Origin of the sequence: Sphingobacterium paludis (genome assembly GCF_004364125.1) — a bacterium.
In the GTDB taxonomy this organism is placed as follows: domain Bacteria; phylum Bacteroidota; class Bacteroidia; order Sphingobacteriales; family Sphingobacteriaceae; genus Sphingobacterium; species Sphingobacterium paludis.
Map to the genome: position 1 here is coordinate 348,236 of NZ_SNZV01000004.1, position 17,757 is coordinate 365,992.

Consider the following 17,757-nt stretch of genomic DNA (forward strand, 5'->3'; position numbering starts at 1 on the left):
CCATTATTAACCAAGATGTCGCATCATTTTTGTTGCGTCTGTAATCATTTGCCTCTCCACTATCCAAAAGGGATGCAACAAAAATAAGCGACGGGGTTTTGCATACTTTTGCCCTACAAAAGTATGGCCCTGTCCTGCCTAAGGACGGAACGGATGTGTGCTGGACAAAGCGAGTCCATCAAAAATCCGCGCGGAAAATCACGTTATAAAAGTATCCCATTAATACATCAAGCATCGAAAGAGATTTCTGTTAGCGTTTGAAATGGAATTGATTTGCATCAGTCGCTCTGACATTAAACCAACATCAATTAATAGTTTGTTAACATACGCTTCACTTACTGTTCACCTTAACTTGTTAGGTTTGTCGCAATTTCAAACAACAAACCATGAGATTCTTTACCACCGTATTATTATCTTTAATTGTAGCCTTCAGTTATGGACAAAATACCGTCCTGACGGGAAAGGTTATTGACGCGATGGATCATTTTTCGCTGCCGGGCGCAACGATTCGCATCGCCGAAAACAACCGATACACCGTGTCTGGACAAAACGGAAACTTTGAGTTCTTGGACCTGCCAGAAGGCACGTACAGCGTCTCCGTTGTTTATTTAGGATACCAGTACTTAGATACCAAAGTTGACGTTAGGCGCGGACAAAACAATACGGTTAACCTCAGCCTTATAGCTTCCGCCAACACGCTTTCGGAAGTTGTGGTCATGGGAGATATGCTGAAAGGGCAGGCCCGCGCATTAAACCAACAAAAAAACAATCAGAATATTTCCAACATCATTTCTTCGGATCAGGTGGGCCGTTTTCCGGATGCCAATATTGGAGACGCCTTAAAGCGTGTTCCGGGTATCACGATGCAGAATGACCAAGGGGAGGCACGTAACATTATTATCCGTGGTTTAGCACCCAACCTAAACTCCGTTACTTTAAACGGCGACCGCATTCCATCGGCCGAAGGTGACAACCGAAATGTGCAAATGGACCTCATCCCGGCCGACATGATCTCGACCATTGAAGTCAATAAAACGTTAACACCGGATATGGATGCCGATGCGATCGGCGGATCGGTGAATTTGATCACCCGTGCATCCCCAAATGGACAACGGATCTCTGCAACGCTCGCTGGTGGCTATGGACCTATACGCGATAAAGCGAACTATACGGCAGGTCTTGTGTATGGAAACCGTTTTGCAAACAACAAAATCGGCGTCGTGTTCAGTGGTTCATTCAATAATAACCGTTTTGGGTCGGACAACGTAGAAGGGGTGTGGGATCAAGACGATAACGGCAATGTGTTCATGCAGGAGATGGATATTCGTAAATATGATGTACAGCGTATCCGTAGAAGTACAGCGCTTGCCTTTGATTACAAGATCAATGAAAAGCATATGTTGTACGCCAATGCGATGTATAACTGGCGCGATGATCTGGAAAACAGATACCGCGTGCGCTACCGCGATATTGAACCCGTGTACGATGCAAGCAATGCTATTACAGGATATACAGGCGAGATCCGCCGTGAAACCAAAGGGGGGATTGATAATTCGAAAAATAGGAACACGCGTTTGGAACGCCAAACGGTACAAAACTACGCCATTGGCGGTGAACACCTTTTAGGCGCAAAGCTCGATTTGGACTGGGCAGCCAACTACGCGACGGCAAGTGAAGATAGACCTAATGAACGCTACATCGACTTTGAACAAACAGATGTCGTGATGAGACAGCAGCTTGGCGACACCCGGAAACCTTTAGTCACCGCTGATGAAGACCCTGCTAATTTCTCCCTCCGTAAAATCACGGAAAACGATAACTTCACCGACGAAAAAGAGTTTGGCGCTAAAGTGAACATCCGGTTTCCATTCTCGGTGATTGATGGCCAAAAGGGCCGGGTACGGACAGGAGCGCGTTTGCGCCTAAAGGACAAATCGAGAAACAACATTTTTTACGAATACACGCCATTAACAGAGCTAGGTACGTTGGCGGATATGCCTAACGTATTCTTTGGAGGCCAAGGATACCAAGCGGGCGAGCAGTATGTACCGGGATATTTTATCGATCGTACGTATCTCGGAAATCTGGATTTGCAAAATCCAGCGCTTTACGAAGAAGAAGCTGATCCAACCGAGTTCTTAACCCAGAACTACACCGCCAAAGAACAAATTATGGCTGGATATGTGCGCTGGGATCAGGATTTTAGTGAGCGTTTATCCATGATTTTGGGTGCACGCGTCGAACATACACGGATTAATTACACGGGAAATTACGTATTAGATGAAGACGAATTGGCCGGTGTGGTAAACACGAAAAATAACTATACCAATGTATTACCAAGTGTCTCCTTTAAATATAAAGCCGGTGAAGCAACGATATTCCGAGCAGCCTTAACCACCGCGTTAGCTCGCCCGAATTACTATGCACTTGCCCCCTATGTAAATGCCATTCCCGGCGATACCGAAGTACAGGCGGGTAATCCAAATTTGAATGCTACCTACGCGTATAATGCAGACTTCATGGTGGAGCATTATTTCCGCTCTGTAGGAATTTTTTCTGGAGGCGTATTCTATAAAAATTTGAAAGATTTCATCTATACCTACCGTAATAACCAATATACCACAACTGATTTTGCAAACGATTTTCCAAATCAACAAAATCCTGTTCCTGCTGGGGAGAATTTCAGGTTTGTGCAGCAACGTAATGGTGATAATGTCGACGTGTATGGCTTCGAAGTCGCTTTTCAACGTCAGTTAGATTTCCTGCCAGGCCGTTTCTTAAAAGGCTTTGGGATTTATCTGAACTACACCAATACGAATTCGAATGCAAAGGGAATTACCAGTTCGGAAGGGGAGGAACGCAGCGATGTGAAACTTCCTGGAACTGCTCCGCATATGTTTAATGGTTCCCTGTCTTGGGAGAACAATAGATTTACTTCGCGCGTCTCCTTAAATTATACATCATCTTATATCGATGAGTTGGGTGGAAATTCATTTGAGGACAACTATTACGATCAGCAGCTGTTTTTGGATGCAAATGCCGCTTACAAAATTACGCCGAAGTTTCGCGTGTTTGTGGAAGCAAACAATTTGACCAACCAACCGTTGCGGTATTATCAGGGCATATCTTCCCGGACACAGCAAATGGAATATTACCAAGCGCGGTTTAACTTAGGGGTGAAATTTGATTTGTAGAATAAACGGCAGATAAAAATAAATATCCATAACAAACAAAGATAAAATTAACTTGTATGACGAACACAAAAATTGCTACTGTTGCGGCGCTGGTATATGCTGGTCTGCTTGCTTCCTGCTCCTCAGGCTTGGCACCTGTGTCCAAAGATGCGGTTGTACCTACGGTCGTCACCGAGCAGACGGAATTTGATACCGATGATCCGGCCATTTGGATTCATCCTACCGATCCTACCCAAAGTTTGATTATAGGAACGGATAAAGAGGTCGGTGGTGGACTTTATTTGTACGACCTCGATGGAAAAATTGTACGAAAAGTAACCGGACTGGAGCGCCCCAACAACGTAGATATCGCCTATGGATTGGACATTCGTGGTAAAAAGGTAGATATTGCGATAACGACCGAACGTAAGGCGCATAAAATCAGGGTATACAGCCTGCCTGACCTGACACCGATTGATGACGGAGGAATACCAGTTTTTGAAGGAGAAAGAGGAGACGGCGAGCAGGATGCTATGGGTATTTCGATCTACACCAAGAAGGATTCTACGGGATCCAATGCGATCTACGCAATTGTTGGTCGTAAAGCAGGGCACTCCGGCAGTTACTTGTGGCAATATAGGATTACTGCCAGTGCTGATGGCATCGTTAAAGGTACAGTCGTCCGTAAGTTTGGTGCATACAGCGGTAAGAAAGAAATTGAAGCTATCGCGGTAGATAACGAGTTGGGCTATGTGTACTACTCCGACGAGACCGCAGGCGTGCGTAAATACTACGCTGATCCGGATAAAAATGATAATAAAGAACTCGCATTCTTTGCGCAGAACGACGTCACATCGGATCATGAAGGCATTGCAATTTACAAAACGGGCGACACTACGGGCTATATTTTGCTGTCCAATCAACAGAACAATTCATTTGTAATCTACCCGCGGGAGGGGAGCAATGGCGATGCAAACAGCTACACCAAGCTGGCAGATATTCCTGTATCAGCAATCGAATGCGACGGAGCAGAAGCAACAAGCCTAAATTTGGGCGGTAAATTTCCGAAAGGTATGTTGATCGCGATGAGCAATGGTAAGGTCTTCCATTATTACGATTGGAATCTTATTCAAGAACGTATTGATAAGGGCGAAGGAAAGTAGTTATCTCCAAATAAATAGGTAAAGAAACGCAGGAAATCACACATCCTGCGTTTTTTTTATTGCCTGCATTTTCGATTTCTCAGGCGATAACCATTTGATGCTTATAAAAAAGAGAGATAAAAGGTCTGCTTTTGGGAAAAAAATATTTTTCGAGCAATAAACCTGATATTTTTTTCTACCTTGGATTTAAATTATGCCAGATTCTTAAGATGGCATGCCTAACTAACTGACATATTATTGTTAACTGTCGAAGAATGAATGCTGTAGATTCCGATAAAGTATTATTTGCTAAGTACTATCGATCGTTGTGTTATTTCGCAATGCAGATGGTGCATGATGAAAATGTGGCTGAAGATTTAGCACAGGATGCCTTTGTGACCTATTTCCAGCAGCGTAATGAGGTATCTGATGATGAGAAAGCAATAAAGTCATTTTTGTACGCTACCGTCAAATACGCTGTTTACAACCTCAATAGAAAAAGTAAGACCGTAGCAAAATTTTGGCAACGATCAGGTTATCAGGAATGTGATGACATAGATTATGAACATCAAATTATCCGTGCTGAGTTTATGGCTGCTATTCAGGCCACGCTGGCGACGTTACCAGCAGGTTGTCAGAAAATTATGACGATGAGTTATGTTGATGGCTTTTCCAATGACGAAATAGCACAAGAGCTGCAGATTAGCCTTAACACCATCAAAACGCAGAAGAAAAGAGGCCTCCATGTATTACGATCAAAGCTAAGACCTGACTACTTTTCGGTAATTTTTGCTTTTTTCATCGCTACCTAGGAAAAAAAGCAAAATTCTTGTCACCCCAAATCCATGTTTAGGGTTCTTAACTTAAATTATGGATACGAACCCACTGGATATTGCGGCTATTATTGCTAAGCAGTTTAAAATGATTCCCATTTCCGAGGAGGAGAAAGGTGTCTTGGAACGCTGGTTGGATAAAAGTGATAAAAATAAAGCCCTTTACAAGCAACTCATGCAGGAAGGAGCGAATATCAATGCGCATTGGGTGGATAAGATTAATGAGGATGAAGCATGGAAAGCCATACAACAAAAAAGTCTTCCAAAGCAAAGTCGCTTTAGAACAGTCTTTGCAGCCGCGTCCATTGTCGTTTTGCTTTCTTTTGGAAGCTATTGGTTCCTGGCGCAGCCCCCGAAGCCGTCAGACCGACATATTGTAGAAATTGTTAATGGTCAGAATAAGCATGACGTGTTGCCCGCAAATCTCGGGGCTAGGATTATTTTAGCGAATGGCGATGAATTAAACGTGGAGGATACGTTGAACGTGGCCTCTAATCATACGTTCATGAACAAATTAAGCGCCGAACACATTGTTCCGGAGCGTAGTGCATTGGTTTATCATACCTTGGTTGTTCCTGCCGCCAATTTCTTTAAATTGACACTTCCAGATGGTTCACAGGTGTGGGTTAATTCAAAAAGCGAACTTCGTTTTCCTACAACATTTGCCAGTTCGGAAAGGCGGGTTTATTTAGTGGGAGAAGCCTATTTTGAAGTGCGTAAAGATGCATTGAAGCCCTTTTATGTGGTAACGGAAGACGCAGAAGTAAAAGTGTTGGGCACGCATTTCAACGTCAATACAAATGGCCGATACAGCAAAACAAGTCTGGAGGAGGGCCGAGTCGAAGTGTCGAGCAATAATAAAACAACCATGGTTTTCCCAGGACAAAGTGTGCAATGGCAGCATGACGAGCTTCGCGTACATCCGACAAACCTGCAAAAAGATCTGGCTTGGAAAAACAATGAGTTTTATTTCAAAGAGGATAACATCGTCAGCATAGCGCAGCAGCTGAAGTTGTGGTATGACATTGATGTTTCCTTTTCTAAAGATGTTTCGCTCAGCGAAACATATACCGGTGAAATCTCCAGAGACGTCCGATTGTCCGAAGTTTTAAATATGCTGGAATTTGTGAGTGATCTCGATTTTCAGCTCCACAAAAACAAGTTACTAATCACAAAAAAATAGGATATGACGTAAACAGTACCAAACCATCAAAAAAAAACAGAGGTGTTGCAGCACCCCTGTGAATCACCAAGTTAAATTAAAGAATACTAACCCTTAACTATTAACTCAATTACTCAAATGTATGAATAACTTCTCATTTGACAAAAGGTGCGCGAAAGCTCATAAGCCGCCTTTCGTCTTAATTTACCGGATTATGAAAATTACAATATGCTTATTGTTGGTTTTTATGACGTGTGCCTATGCGGACGGTAATGCGCAAAAGGTATCACTGTCTCTAAAAAATGCCCGTCTAGATGAAGTTTTTACCCAAATCTCCAGACAGACCAATTACAAATTTTTGTATAGCGATGATGTTATCAAACAGGCATCGCGTGTAAATGTCAATGTGCGACAAGCCAATCTAGCTGATGTATTAAAGACAGTTCTGCCAGAAAGTAACTTTTCTTTTCGGATTATTTCCGAAACGATTTCAGTCGTTTATAAAGGTGAAGGAACTGCGCCATTACCTGTGTTGGAATCACTGCAAGACCGGATTTCAGGAACCGTTAAAAGTTCAGACGGTGCGCCATTGGTAGGCGCCTCCATTATGGTCAAAGGAAGTTCGGTTGGTGCAACCACTGGTCCTAACGGAGAATTTTCTATCACTGCATCTAAAGATGCAGTATTAGTAGTGCGCTACGTAGGTTATCAACAGAAGGAAATTTCAGTAAACAATCGGACGACTATCGCAATCACTCTTGATTCGGATGAGCGTACGTTGGAAGCTGTCGATATTGTGGCGACTGGTTATCAAAATCTGGACAGGAAATTATTCACAGGTGCGACGACTCGTGTCAGCGCTAAAGATGCCGAACGTAGTGGTGTTCCGGATATTTCGCGGATGTTAGAAGGACAAGCCGCCGGTGTATCAGTACAAAACGTTTCCGGTACATTTGGTGCGGCACCAAAGATACGTGTTCGCGGTGCTACATCGCTTTCCGGAGATAATAAGCCATTGTGGGTAGTTGATGGCATCATTCTGGAAGATGTAGTTAACGTTTCCAATGAGGCACTTTCTACAGGAGATGCCAATACCCTGATCGGATCATCTGTAGCGGGATTGAACCCCGACGATATTGAGTCATTCACTATTTTGAAGGATGCGGCCGCAACAGCAATGTATGGCGCGAGAGCTATGAACGGTGTTATTGTTGTTAACACAAAGAAAGGTCGAAATACAGAAGGAAAGCCTGTCGTAAACTACACGGGGAATTTCACTACCTATCTCAAACCAAATTATAATCAGTTTGATATTATGAATTCTGCGGAGCAGATGTCAGTGATGTTAGAGCTCGAAAATAAGGGCTACTTCAACCATAGTGTCGTTTCTCGGTCTCCTAACGGTGGTATCTTCTACAAAATGTATAACCAAATGTACGACTATGATGAAGCGACGGACACTTATGCGTTAAATAATACGCGAGAAGCACGGTTAAACTTTTTAACACGTTACGCTAAATCCAATACGGACTGGTTTGATGTATTATTTAAAAACTCGCTGCTCCAAGAGCATTCGATTAATGTGAGCAGTGGAACCGCAAGAAATCAAACTTATTTTTCTTCCAGTTTTATGAATGATAACGGTCAAACGATTGCGGATAAAGTCCGACGGTATACGGCGAATTTTCGTAACAACTTTAAATTGAATGATAAGTTCAGTGCCGAGGTACTTGTGAACGGGTCAATCCGTGATCAACGTACTCCTGGAGCCCTTAATCGCGCTTCTGACCCTGTATATGGACGATACTCCCGCGAATTTGATATAAACCCATATTCCTACGCATTGAATACGAGCAGACTTATCACGCCGTATGATGAAAATGGTGATCGGGAATATTTTACGAGAAATTTCGCGCCATTTAACATTCTAAACGAACTGGATAATAATTACTTAAGGTTGCAGATGTTAGATCTTAAAGTTCAAGGGGGTATACGGTATAAAGTTTTACCGCAATTAACCTATTCTGTAGATGGCGCCTATCGATACGCTACTACGGAAAGACAACACTATATTCGCGAAGGTTCCAATATGGCCGAAGCCTTTAGAGCTGCTGGAGATGCTACAATAATAAATGGAAACGAATATTTATACAAGGATCCAGACAACCCCAATGCGGAGCCTGTTGTTATCTTGCCGGAGGGTGGTTTTTACAATACCAATTTGAACAGTATCAAAAATTATTACTTCCGTCATAACCTTGAGTATGATGAAACATTTGCCGAAAATCACCGTTTAAATGTGTTTGGATCGATGGAAGTCCGTTACACAGATAGACAATTTTCCGATTACGAAGGAATTTCCTATCAGTATGAAAATGGAGGCTTAGTCAACCCCAACTACCGCTTTTTCAAGAAAATGACTGAGGGAGCAGATCCCTACTTTGGAATGGGCTATTCCTATGACAGGTTCGTGGCAACGATGGCGCGCGCAGCATATGCATTTAAGGAAAAATATAGTGTAAACGGAACAGTCCGTTGGGATGGCTCTAACCTAATGGGTAAATCAAAAGTGGCGCGCTGGTTACCTACTTGGAATTTATCTGGTAAATGGAATATAGATCAAGAGGAGTTCTTTAATAGCGACAATAGCATTTTGACGGCCGCCAGTATTCGTGGTACATACGGCTTAGTGGCAAGTCTGGGCAATGCGAATAATTCTGCTGCGGTATTTTACAACCAAATAACCTACCGTCCGTATGAAGACGAGAAAGAAACAGCCATACGTCTTTCGAGTTTGGAAAACTCCGAATTGACTTGGGAGAAACTGTATGAATTAAACATAGGCACAGACCTTCAATTGTTTAACAAGGTTGACCTGACGGTGGATTGGTATAAGCGTGATATTTTTGATCTAATTGGATCGATCCGTACATCCGGCATTGGAGGGCAATTTATAAAAACTGCAAATTACGGAAAAATGAAAGCCCATGGTCTTGAGTTTACCGTTGCCGGAACACCAATCAGCTCAAGCGCTGGATTCAGGTGGCGTACACAGTTTAACTTCGGCTATAATAAAAATGAAGTGACTGAGTTGGAAGTAAATTCCAATATCTGGACCATGGTACGGGCAGAGGGCGCAGCACGAGAAGGATATTCACAACGTGGCTTGTTCTCTGTCAAATTTGATGGATTAGATCCGAACTATGGTTACCCTACATATGTGGGAACTGCAGGAGTGAAGGATACATACATCTATTTGCAAAGTGACGATGTGGACTACCTCACCTATCATGGACCAGTTGACCCGACTTTTACAGGTGGTTTTTACAATAACTTTTCATATAAGAACTTCACATTATCTACATTATTCACCTTTGCGGCAGGTAACTACGTGCGATTGCAACCGACTTACGCAGCATCCTATAATGACCAGATAGCGCTCTCTAAAGACATGGTAAATCGCTGGTTAATTCCAGGCGACGAAAATTACACGACAATTCCGGCATTACTTGATGCTTTCACTATTGATAACAGAGTTTATCAGGCTAATGGGTCGACTGTTTCAGCAGTATATCCTTATAACGCCTACAACTATTCGGATCAACGCGTGGCAAAAGGTGATTTTATCCGTCTGAAAAATGTTTCCTTAGCCTACCAACTACCAAAAAAGGTGACGGATAGACTTCAACTATCATCCGCCCAGATTTCTGTTGTAGGGAATAATATTGCCCTGCTTTACTCAGATAAAAAGTTAAACGGGGCAGACCCAGAGTTCTTTAACAATGGCGGGGTAGCTATGCCAATACCAAGACAATACACTTTATCATTAAAAGTTGGATTTTAAAGAATTATAGCAATGAAATTAAATAAGATAATATACTTTTTTAGCGCAATAGTAACACTTGGTACGCTTAATTCTTGCGAGAAATATCTGGATCAAAATCCGGATATGCGGACGGAGATTAACAGCGTAGACAAAGTTGCTCAATTAGTGACCTCTGCGTATCCCAGATACAACTACTTGGCAATGGCAGAAACCTATTCGGATAATGTCAACGATAAGGGTCCTACTGTTGGACACAATAACGACCCGTTTGTTAGCCTTTATTTTTGGGATGATCTGGAAGATGACGGCAACAACACCCCCACGCAATATTGGAACGGTGTGTATGAGGGTATCGCCGCAGCAAACCAGGCATTAGAGGCCATTGAAACAGGGGATTTTGGTTCGGATGTATTGCCCTATAAAGGTGAGGCACTTGTAGCAAGAGCATACGGACATTTTATGTTGGTTACCTTTTTTGCAAAAGCTTATGTGCCCGGAGCGGCGAATGATTCCCCAGGAATACCCTATGTAAAGATGCCTGAAAAAGTAGCGTTAGCGCAATATGAAAGAGGAACGGTTGCGTCTGTTTATGCACAAATTGAGAAAGATCTAGAAGAGGGGCTGGCTTTGCTTCGTGGTGGTGAGTGGAAAGTACCTAAGTATCATTTTACACATAGTGCCGCCAGCGCCTTCGCTTCCCGTTTTTACCTTTTTAAAGGCGAATTCGATAAAGTGATCCAGCACACAAATGCCATATTTCAAGGCGGAGATTTCAATGGCAATCTCCGACCGGCTAATACCACTTTCCGGACGTATACACTCGCTGAATTTAACCAAGAGCTGACCATGGCAAACAAAAACTACAATCTGTTGCTTTGTGAGACGTATTCGGTTTATCAACGGAGTAATTCTTCAGGGACCGCTCGCTATGGTTTTGGTACTGATAAGTACTCAGGTGTATATAACGCCACAACAGTGGCAGGAGCTCCTTTTTACAATAAAGGCGTGCGCTGGTCTGACAATAACTACACGGTGTACATCTTCAAGGAGTATTTTCATTATACAAATGTTCAAGCGCAGATTGGTTTTCCCTATATCATGCAGCCGCTATTTATCGCTGATGAAGCCTTGATGAATAGAGCAGAAGCCGCCATAGAGATTGGAGACTACGCTGCCGCCATCCGTGACCTTAATCTATTTGCTAGTGTGCGTATCACCAATTACAATCCCCAGACACATGCTGTTACGCTAGAGAAAGCTCGTACTTTTTTTAATGAAGCAAATGATAAGGAGGCTTTAATCAAAACCGTACTGCAATTTAAGCAAATTGGATTTATGGGCGAAGGGTTGCGGTGGTTTGATATATTACGTAAGCGCATCCCCGTCATCCACAACCACATCGATGCCGCGGGAGTAGAAACCTTCCAAACGTTAAGCGCAGAGGATAATAGAAGGATGTTTCAGATTCCTCAAGAAGCGACAATTGCAGGTATTGAATTAAATCCAAGATAAAAACATGGTTATGAAAACAATAAACATAATTCGATATATAGGCTTATTTACGGCGCTATCACTATTAGCATGTTCCAAATCTGATGAAAATCTAGATGTGGACTTAAGTAAATACAATAGTGATACCTACGTAAAAACGGCAGTGGACGACTGGATAACTGCCAATTTAACCACGCCTTTTAACATTCAGGTAGTATACCGTTTTGAGCGAAACTTGACTGACGTATCGCGTGATATATCACCGTCAAAATTGGAGACTGTGCAACCGACGATGGAACTAGTACTTAACGGATTTATCAACGTATATAAAGACGTTGCAGGAAGCGCATTTATTAAGACGTATACGCCAAAACAGTTTGTGCTTTACGGGTCTGGCTCGTATAATTCCAACAATTCCTATAATTTGGGAACCGCTGATGGCGGGCGTCGGGTGGTGCTATATGACACCAATGGCATTGATCTAACGAATCCGGAGAATGCCAGACGTAGACTCCGCACAATACATCACGAGTTTACCCATATTGTTAATCAAATAATTAATATTCCCACGACATTTGAGCCTATTACAGCTGCAGATTATTTCGCAGACTGGACGAACGCCTCCAATACGGCTGCCGTCGCAAAAGGACTTGGATTTATTTCTCCGTATGCGCGAAGCGCTCCAGGCGAAGATTTCGCGGAAATGACATCGCACTTGTTGGTCGAGGGGCAGGTTTGGTTCAACAATTACGTCGCCACGGCATCGCCAAGTGCCCAGCCTAAGCTTTTGGCCAAAGAAAGAATCGTAAGGGACTACTTCAAAACGTTTTTTGATATTGATTTTAATGAGTTACAAGGAGCGGTGCAACGGGTGCTTAAAGAAAATTACAATGCCAAAGATCCTACGGATATCACACGGACGCTTCCGATTTGGTTAAATAGGAATCTGGTTAGTACGATTCGCTACCAACCTAGTGCAGCACATTATGCTACCTATGGAAACCCTGGAGCAATCAGAACGATTTTCAATAATATGCAAATTGCGCTTAGGGAACAAAATTCAACATGGACAACAGGCACAATAGAATACTTTGAATTCCGATTCACGGATGCACAGAATATGGTATTTAGTGTGGCTTTTAAAACAGCTTCCAATAGTGTCGTGTATTTGGCAGATTACTATTTTGGTATGCAAGTATCTAATGTTACCGGAGAGGTCCAATTTACCAAGAGTACATCTGGCGGTCTCCATTACAACGGAAATGCCGCATTTTTGTTGAATGGTTTTGAAAGGCATCTACTGCCCTATCTAACGAACAGGGTGTTTATCGCAGATTGGCTGCCTAGCACCATTGGATCGACCTCTAATTTGTACAGGACATTTGGCGGATTTTACGTCAAAGATACACCATCGAATTATATCTACGGACCAATAGTTTTAAAATAGCACATTATGAAAAGAATATATATATTGCTTATTGCAGCCGCTTCCTTTTTTGGATGTACCAAAAGCGATGTGGATCTTATATTTGATAGCCTGCCGGAAGAACGCATTAACGTCAGGCTAACGGAGCTACAGAATAAGCTTTTAGAATCGCCTTCTGGATGGAAAGCTTCGTTGACAACCAATGCAAGTGGTGGTTACGGTTTTTACTTTAATTTTAAAGAAGACCAAACGGTGGCCATGGTATCTGATATTAATGCGACTACCGCTCGAGTTATCTCAAACTCTACTTACCGTGTTAAGTGGGTAATGAATGCTTCCCTGATCTTCGATACGTATAATTATATCTCTTTATTACAGGATCCTACCGCCGGCACAGTGCCCGGCGGCGCCCAGGGTTCAGGCGTAAGAAGTGACATCGAGTTCGAATATCTGCGTGCCACGGCAGACAGTATTATCTTGCGAGGTAAGAAGTACCAAAATGAATTGGTGTTGGTAAAAGCTTCCGTTGATGAATCTGATAAATATAATAACGGAGAATATCAAACCAGTATTAATAAGATCAACAACTTTTTTACAGTGAATGCCAACCCTTACATTGAGGTGGCAGGTGTGCGAACGTCTGTAGAAATTAACAGAACAGCTAAAACAGCCAGTCTAACAGGTATTGTTGACGGAGCTGCAAAATCAGCTAGTAGCAAATTCTACTACACACTAAGCGGTATAAATTTTCGTGAGGGCATAAGTTTTAGCGGGGTGGATATTAAGTCGCTAACCTTCAAAGGAGACATGCTCCATGCCGTGGATAAGGAGGGTAAAGAGTACGAGGTTAAAAACTCTGTGTCGCCGATATTGCCCCTACATATGTTGATGGGTGTGAAATATGCCGGCCTAAGAAGCCCTACGCTTACGAATACGAGTTCATCAGTAACTTATTTTCCTGGAACAGCCGGAACTGGGCTAACCATTCTGCGAAGATATTTTGATGGTCTTCCAAATCGTAATGCAAACGGCGTAGCGGTATTCGGATACGGCTATATGGACCTAGCTTGGAACACCGCTAATAAACGTGTAACATTGATCGGCGTGGCCGGACAGTACCAAACATCAGGCTTAGCTACATGGACGACTACAATTGTATACGATTATACAGTGGATGAAAGCACAGGGGAATATAAGTTTACGCTACGAACAGCGGCATCTGGAGGCTATTCGGCTGCAATTATGGATCAGCTCAATACTTTCCTAACCACAAGTAGGTTTAAATTAGATTACCATGTTGAAGGTGCTAACCTGTATGGTAAAATAATTGGAATAGATTCACCTAACGTTCAGATGTCTTTTCAATTGCGATAAATAGGTCAATAAAAAGATGGAAAGGGATGCCAATACGGCGTCCCTTTCTTTTGTGTTGCAATATTCTTTTATTATATTAGGTTGTAAATCAAGATGGTAATCTTGTTTCTTTTCGGCTTTATTTGTATATTTAAATAGATTTAGAAAAATATGATGACATCCTTATTTGTGAACATCGGTAGGCAAGAAATTTTTATACTTGTTTTTTTTGTGCCGGTAATATTAGCCTACCTGTATTGCATTTTTCATGCATTGACCAACAAGAAATTGGAACTGCCCTATCGTTTGGCATGGGCTGCTGCGATGTTCGGATTACCTTTTATAGGTTGCGCGCTCTACTGGACCGTTGCCAATAATGCAACCGAGAATAAATAAGATTAGGTTTTCTACTTCTGATCGTCGACTAATTCATCGCAGAAAACATATCTTGTGAAAAAAGAAGATGAAAAAATAATTGATTCTATTCGGAACCATTCTCTCCAGCAACCATGTCTTCCTGCTGATGCAAATTTTACGCATATTGGATGGAACGTCCTCACCTCTTAGAAGTGATCGGTAGTACGATTACACAAATGTTGACCTATCCAGGGATCACTTTTATAATTGCTGCACTTCTTTTTGGTTTCTTCAAACTAATCAGGAGGCGATTTACTCTTCCGGTTTTTGCAATCACGGCGATTTCATTTGTCTCCGCATTGCTGAATATTCTAACTTGGCAGTAGAAAAAAGGTGTATAAAGCTTATCTGGTTTATGATAATCCTATTTATTAGCTTTTCGTTCTGTTTTTACGTCCATTTATAAAAATCACCGTTACGGCTCCAATAATAGCGCCGACGCCGGAACCTGTATAGAATTCGTTTTGATTTTCAGATGCAAATCGTTCGTTTAAACCCCAATAAATGAGCATAATTGCGACGATAAAAACGATGACGATAGTCACTACATATAAATTCCTCTTCATAATTCAATAGCAGTTTAGAACGTTTCACCCTAAATATACGAATTAGCTAGCGTTGATATGTAGATTCATGTGTTTTGATTATTAGATCAAAGTTCTTTATATTTAGATCTACTTATAAACCTATGAACAAGTACATTCTGAATATACTTTGCCTTTTTCTGGCCGCAGCCAGTATGGCTCAAACGCCTCAAGAGGGGATTACCAATACATTACCAGCGTGGGCATTTGGCGGTTTTGTACGCCCAGCCGGTGTCAATCCAGTGATCTCACCCTTAGACCACACGCTGTTTAAGGATCCGATGAGTGGCGAGGATATCGCTTGGGAGTCCAATGATACCTTCAATCCGGCAGCAACGCTAAAGGACGGGAAAATCGTTGTCCTATATCGGGCAGAAGATAAGACAGGGGTTAAGATCGGTCATCGTACTTCGCGGATAGGGTATGCGGAAAGCAAGGATGGCCTCTCGTTCACACGCAACAAAACACCAGTCTTTTACCCGGGAGATGATGGACAAAAAGATTTTGAATGGCCAGGTGGTACGGAAGACCCCCGTGTTGCGGTGACAGCGGATGGATTGTACGTAATGTTCTACACCCAATGGAATCGAGAGACGGCTCGCTTAGGCGTCGCGACTTCAAAAGATCTTCTCCATTGGGAGAAGCATGGCCCCATTTTTAGGAAGGCAAAAAATGCCGATATTATCGTCGATAAATTTCATAAATCAGCATCTATCGTTACGGAAGTGAAAAATGGAAAGCAGCAGATTGCCAAAGTAAACGGTAAATACTGGATGTATTGGGGGGAATATGGCGTATATGGGGCGACATCCGATAATTTGATAGACTGGGAACCGGTGGTCGATAACAAGCGCGAACTGAAGGCATTTATCTCGCCTCGAAAAGGATTTTTCGATAGTGATCTTACTGAATGTGGCCCCCCGGCAGTATTAACCAAGCACGGCATATTACTGCTGTATAATGGTAAAAATAATCCGAGCCATGGCGACAAGCGCTTTAACCGAGGAACGTACAGCGCTGGTCAAGTCCTATTCGATGCTAACGATCCCACGAAAGTCATCGGCCGATTGGACGTTCCCTTCCTACGGCCTATGGAAGATTTTGAGAAAAGTGGGCAATATGTTGATGGTACAGTATTCATCGAGGGACTGGTATATTTCCAGAACAAATGGTTTTTATATTATGGCTGTGCAGATTCCAAAGTAGCTGTAGCGATATACGATCCATCCCATCCAGGACCGGCGGATCCGTTACCTTCTTTGTAGTAGTGCGTAATGCGATATTAGTATTTAGATTTTAGTACTTAGTATGTAGAATGGAGTATTGGGTATTGAGATGTTAGTATGTAGATTTTAGTACTTAGTATGTAGTATTGGGTAATGTGTATAGCGTAGTGAGATAGTATGTTTGATACCATTGCACGTTGTTGCGAGGAGGAGGTACGACGACGCGGCAATCTTTGTGTATTAAGTTATGCGAATTGAGATATTAGTGTGTGGATTGTAGTATTTGATATGCAGAAGGTGTTTGGATTAGTGATTGCCGCGTTCAGGGCTTTATAACTTTTGATTTATTACTTTTCACTTAACTCTGTTAACAGCATATGTCGCATCGAAAGCTTTGCTGTATGTAGAAATTTGCCACAGCACGAACCATCCCTGCAAAGGTTTCAAGCGACGGGGTTTTGAATACTTTTGCCCGACAAAAGTATTTGCCTTGCCGCGGCATGCGGCGGAACGCTCGTCCCTAGCCGGGACGGGGCCGTACTTTTTCAGATGAAAAAGTACGCAAAAAATCTTTGTTTCATCGAGGCGATCTTGCCCACAACCCAACCCGCAGCGGGAGGCTGCCTATCAGGCTAGATGACATCCCAAAATCCCTTTAAAAATGGATTTTGGTAGATAATCTAATGCCTGTCCACACCCGCAAGGCCACGGCAGCGCTCCGCTGATATCATCGCTTGATGAAACGTTAAAAGTGGCGTTGATCTGTCTTTGTAGATCAGGCCTATCGTTCGCTTGATTAATAGTGCGTAGTGAAAATAGAGTGTAGTATGTAGTATTTAGGTATATATAAAGGCTTTGGTAAATAAGTGATTTCAGGGACCATATATTAACAACAATGTCGCATCGAAAGCTTTGCTGTATGTAGAAGTTTGCCACAGCACCAACCATCCCTGCAAAGGTTTCAAGCGACGGGGTTTTGAATACTTTTGCCCTACAAAAGTATTTGCCTTGCCGCGGCATGCGGCGGAACGCTCGTCCCTAGCCGGGACGGGGCCGTACTTTTTCAGATGAAAAAGTACGCAAAAAATCTTTGTTTCATCGAGGCGATCTTGCCCACAAATCAA

The 17,757-nt window shown here is 42.6% G+C and carries 11 protein-coding genes; 10 read left to right on the top strand and 1 reads right to left on the bottom strand.

Translation table 11 applies throughout. The features are described 5' to 3' along the window. Nucleotides 1–386: 386 nt before the first annotated feature. The 9 genes from B0I21_RS09625 (at nt 387) to B0I21_RS09665 (ending at nt 14,802) form a co-directional block, all read left to right on the top strand. Nucleotides 387–3,194: a TonB-dependent receptor gene (locus B0I21_RS09625; RefSeq protein ID WP_133640258.1), complete on the top strand. Its 2,808-nt coding sequence runs from the start codon at nt 387–389 to the stop codon at nt 3,192–3,194. A 56-nt stretch (nt 3,195–3,250) separates the two neighbouring features. Next, nucleotides 3,251–4,336: a phytase gene (locus B0I21_RS09630; RefSeq protein ID WP_133640259.1), complete on the top strand. Its 1,086-nt coding sequence runs from the start codon at nt 3,251–3,253 to the stop codon at nt 4,334–4,336. Nucleotides 4,337–4,590: 254 nt separating this feature from the next. Beyond that, a complete protein-coding gene (locus B0I21_RS09635) occupies nt 4,591–5,127 on the top strand; it encodes an RNA polymerase sigma factor (protein ID WP_133640260.1) in 537 nt (178 codons plus the stop codon). Between the two features lie 58 nt (nt 5,128–5,185). Then, on the top strand, nt 5,186–6,331 hold the full coding sequence (locus tag B0I21_RS09640; protein WP_133640261.1) for a FecR family protein: 1,146 nt from the start codon (nt 5,186–5,188) through the stop codon (nt 6,329–6,331). Nucleotides 6,332–6,524: 193 nt separating this feature from the next. Then, nucleotides 6,525–10,154: a SusC/RagA family TonB-linked outer membrane protein gene (locus B0I21_RS09645; RefSeq protein ID WP_208292314.1), complete on the top strand. Its 3,630-nt coding sequence runs from the start codon at nt 6,525–6,527 to the stop codon at nt 10,152–10,154. Between the two features lie 12 nt (nt 10,155–10,166). Then, nucleotides 10,167–11,648 carry a RagB/SusD family nutrient uptake outer membrane protein gene (locus tag B0I21_RS09650; protein ID WP_133640262.1) on the top strand — a complete coding sequence of 494 codons (1,482 nt, stop codon included), beginning with the start codon at nt 10,167–10,169 and terminating at the stop codon, nt 11,646–11,648. A gap of 10 nt (nt 11,649–11,658) precedes the next feature. Beyond that, nucleotides 11,659–13,074, top strand: a complete 1,416-nt coding sequence (locus B0I21_RS09655; RefSeq protein WP_166637829.1) for a substrate import-associated zinc metallohydrolase lipoprotein — start codon at nt 11,659–11,661, stop codon at nt 13,072–13,074. 6 nt (nt 13,075–13,080) lie between these two features. Next, a complete protein-coding gene (locus B0I21_RS09660; RefSeq protein ID WP_133640264.1) occupies nt 13,081–14,427 on the top strand; it encodes a DUF4302 domain-containing protein in 1,347 nt (448 codons plus the stop codon). Nucleotides 14,428–14,577: 150 nt separating this feature from the next. Beyond that, nucleotides 14,578–14,802: a PLDc N-terminal domain-containing protein gene (locus B0I21_RS09665; protein ID WP_133640265.1), complete on the top strand. Its 225-nt coding sequence runs from the start codon at nt 14,578–14,580 to the stop codon at nt 14,800–14,802. Between the two features lie 392 nt (nt 14,803–15,194). Here B0I21_RS09665 and B0I21_RS09670 read toward each other — a convergent pair whose 3' ends face one another. Further along, nucleotides 15,195–15,389 (bottom strand): hypothetical protein, encoded by a 195-nt coding sequence (locus tag B0I21_RS09670; protein WP_133640266.1) that lies wholly within the window; start codon nt 15,387–15,389, stop codon nt 15,195–15,197. A 122-nt stretch (nt 15,390–15,511) separates the two neighbouring features. Between B0I21_RS09670 and B0I21_RS09675 the strand changes: the two genes are divergently transcribed. Beyond that, complete coding sequence (locus tag B0I21_RS09675; protein WP_133640267.1) at nt 15,512–16,672, top strand: glycoside hydrolase family 130 protein; 1,161 nt, start codon at nt 15,512–15,514, stop codon at nt 16,670–16,672. The last annotated feature ends 1,085 nt before the right edge of the window (nt 16,673–17,757 follow it).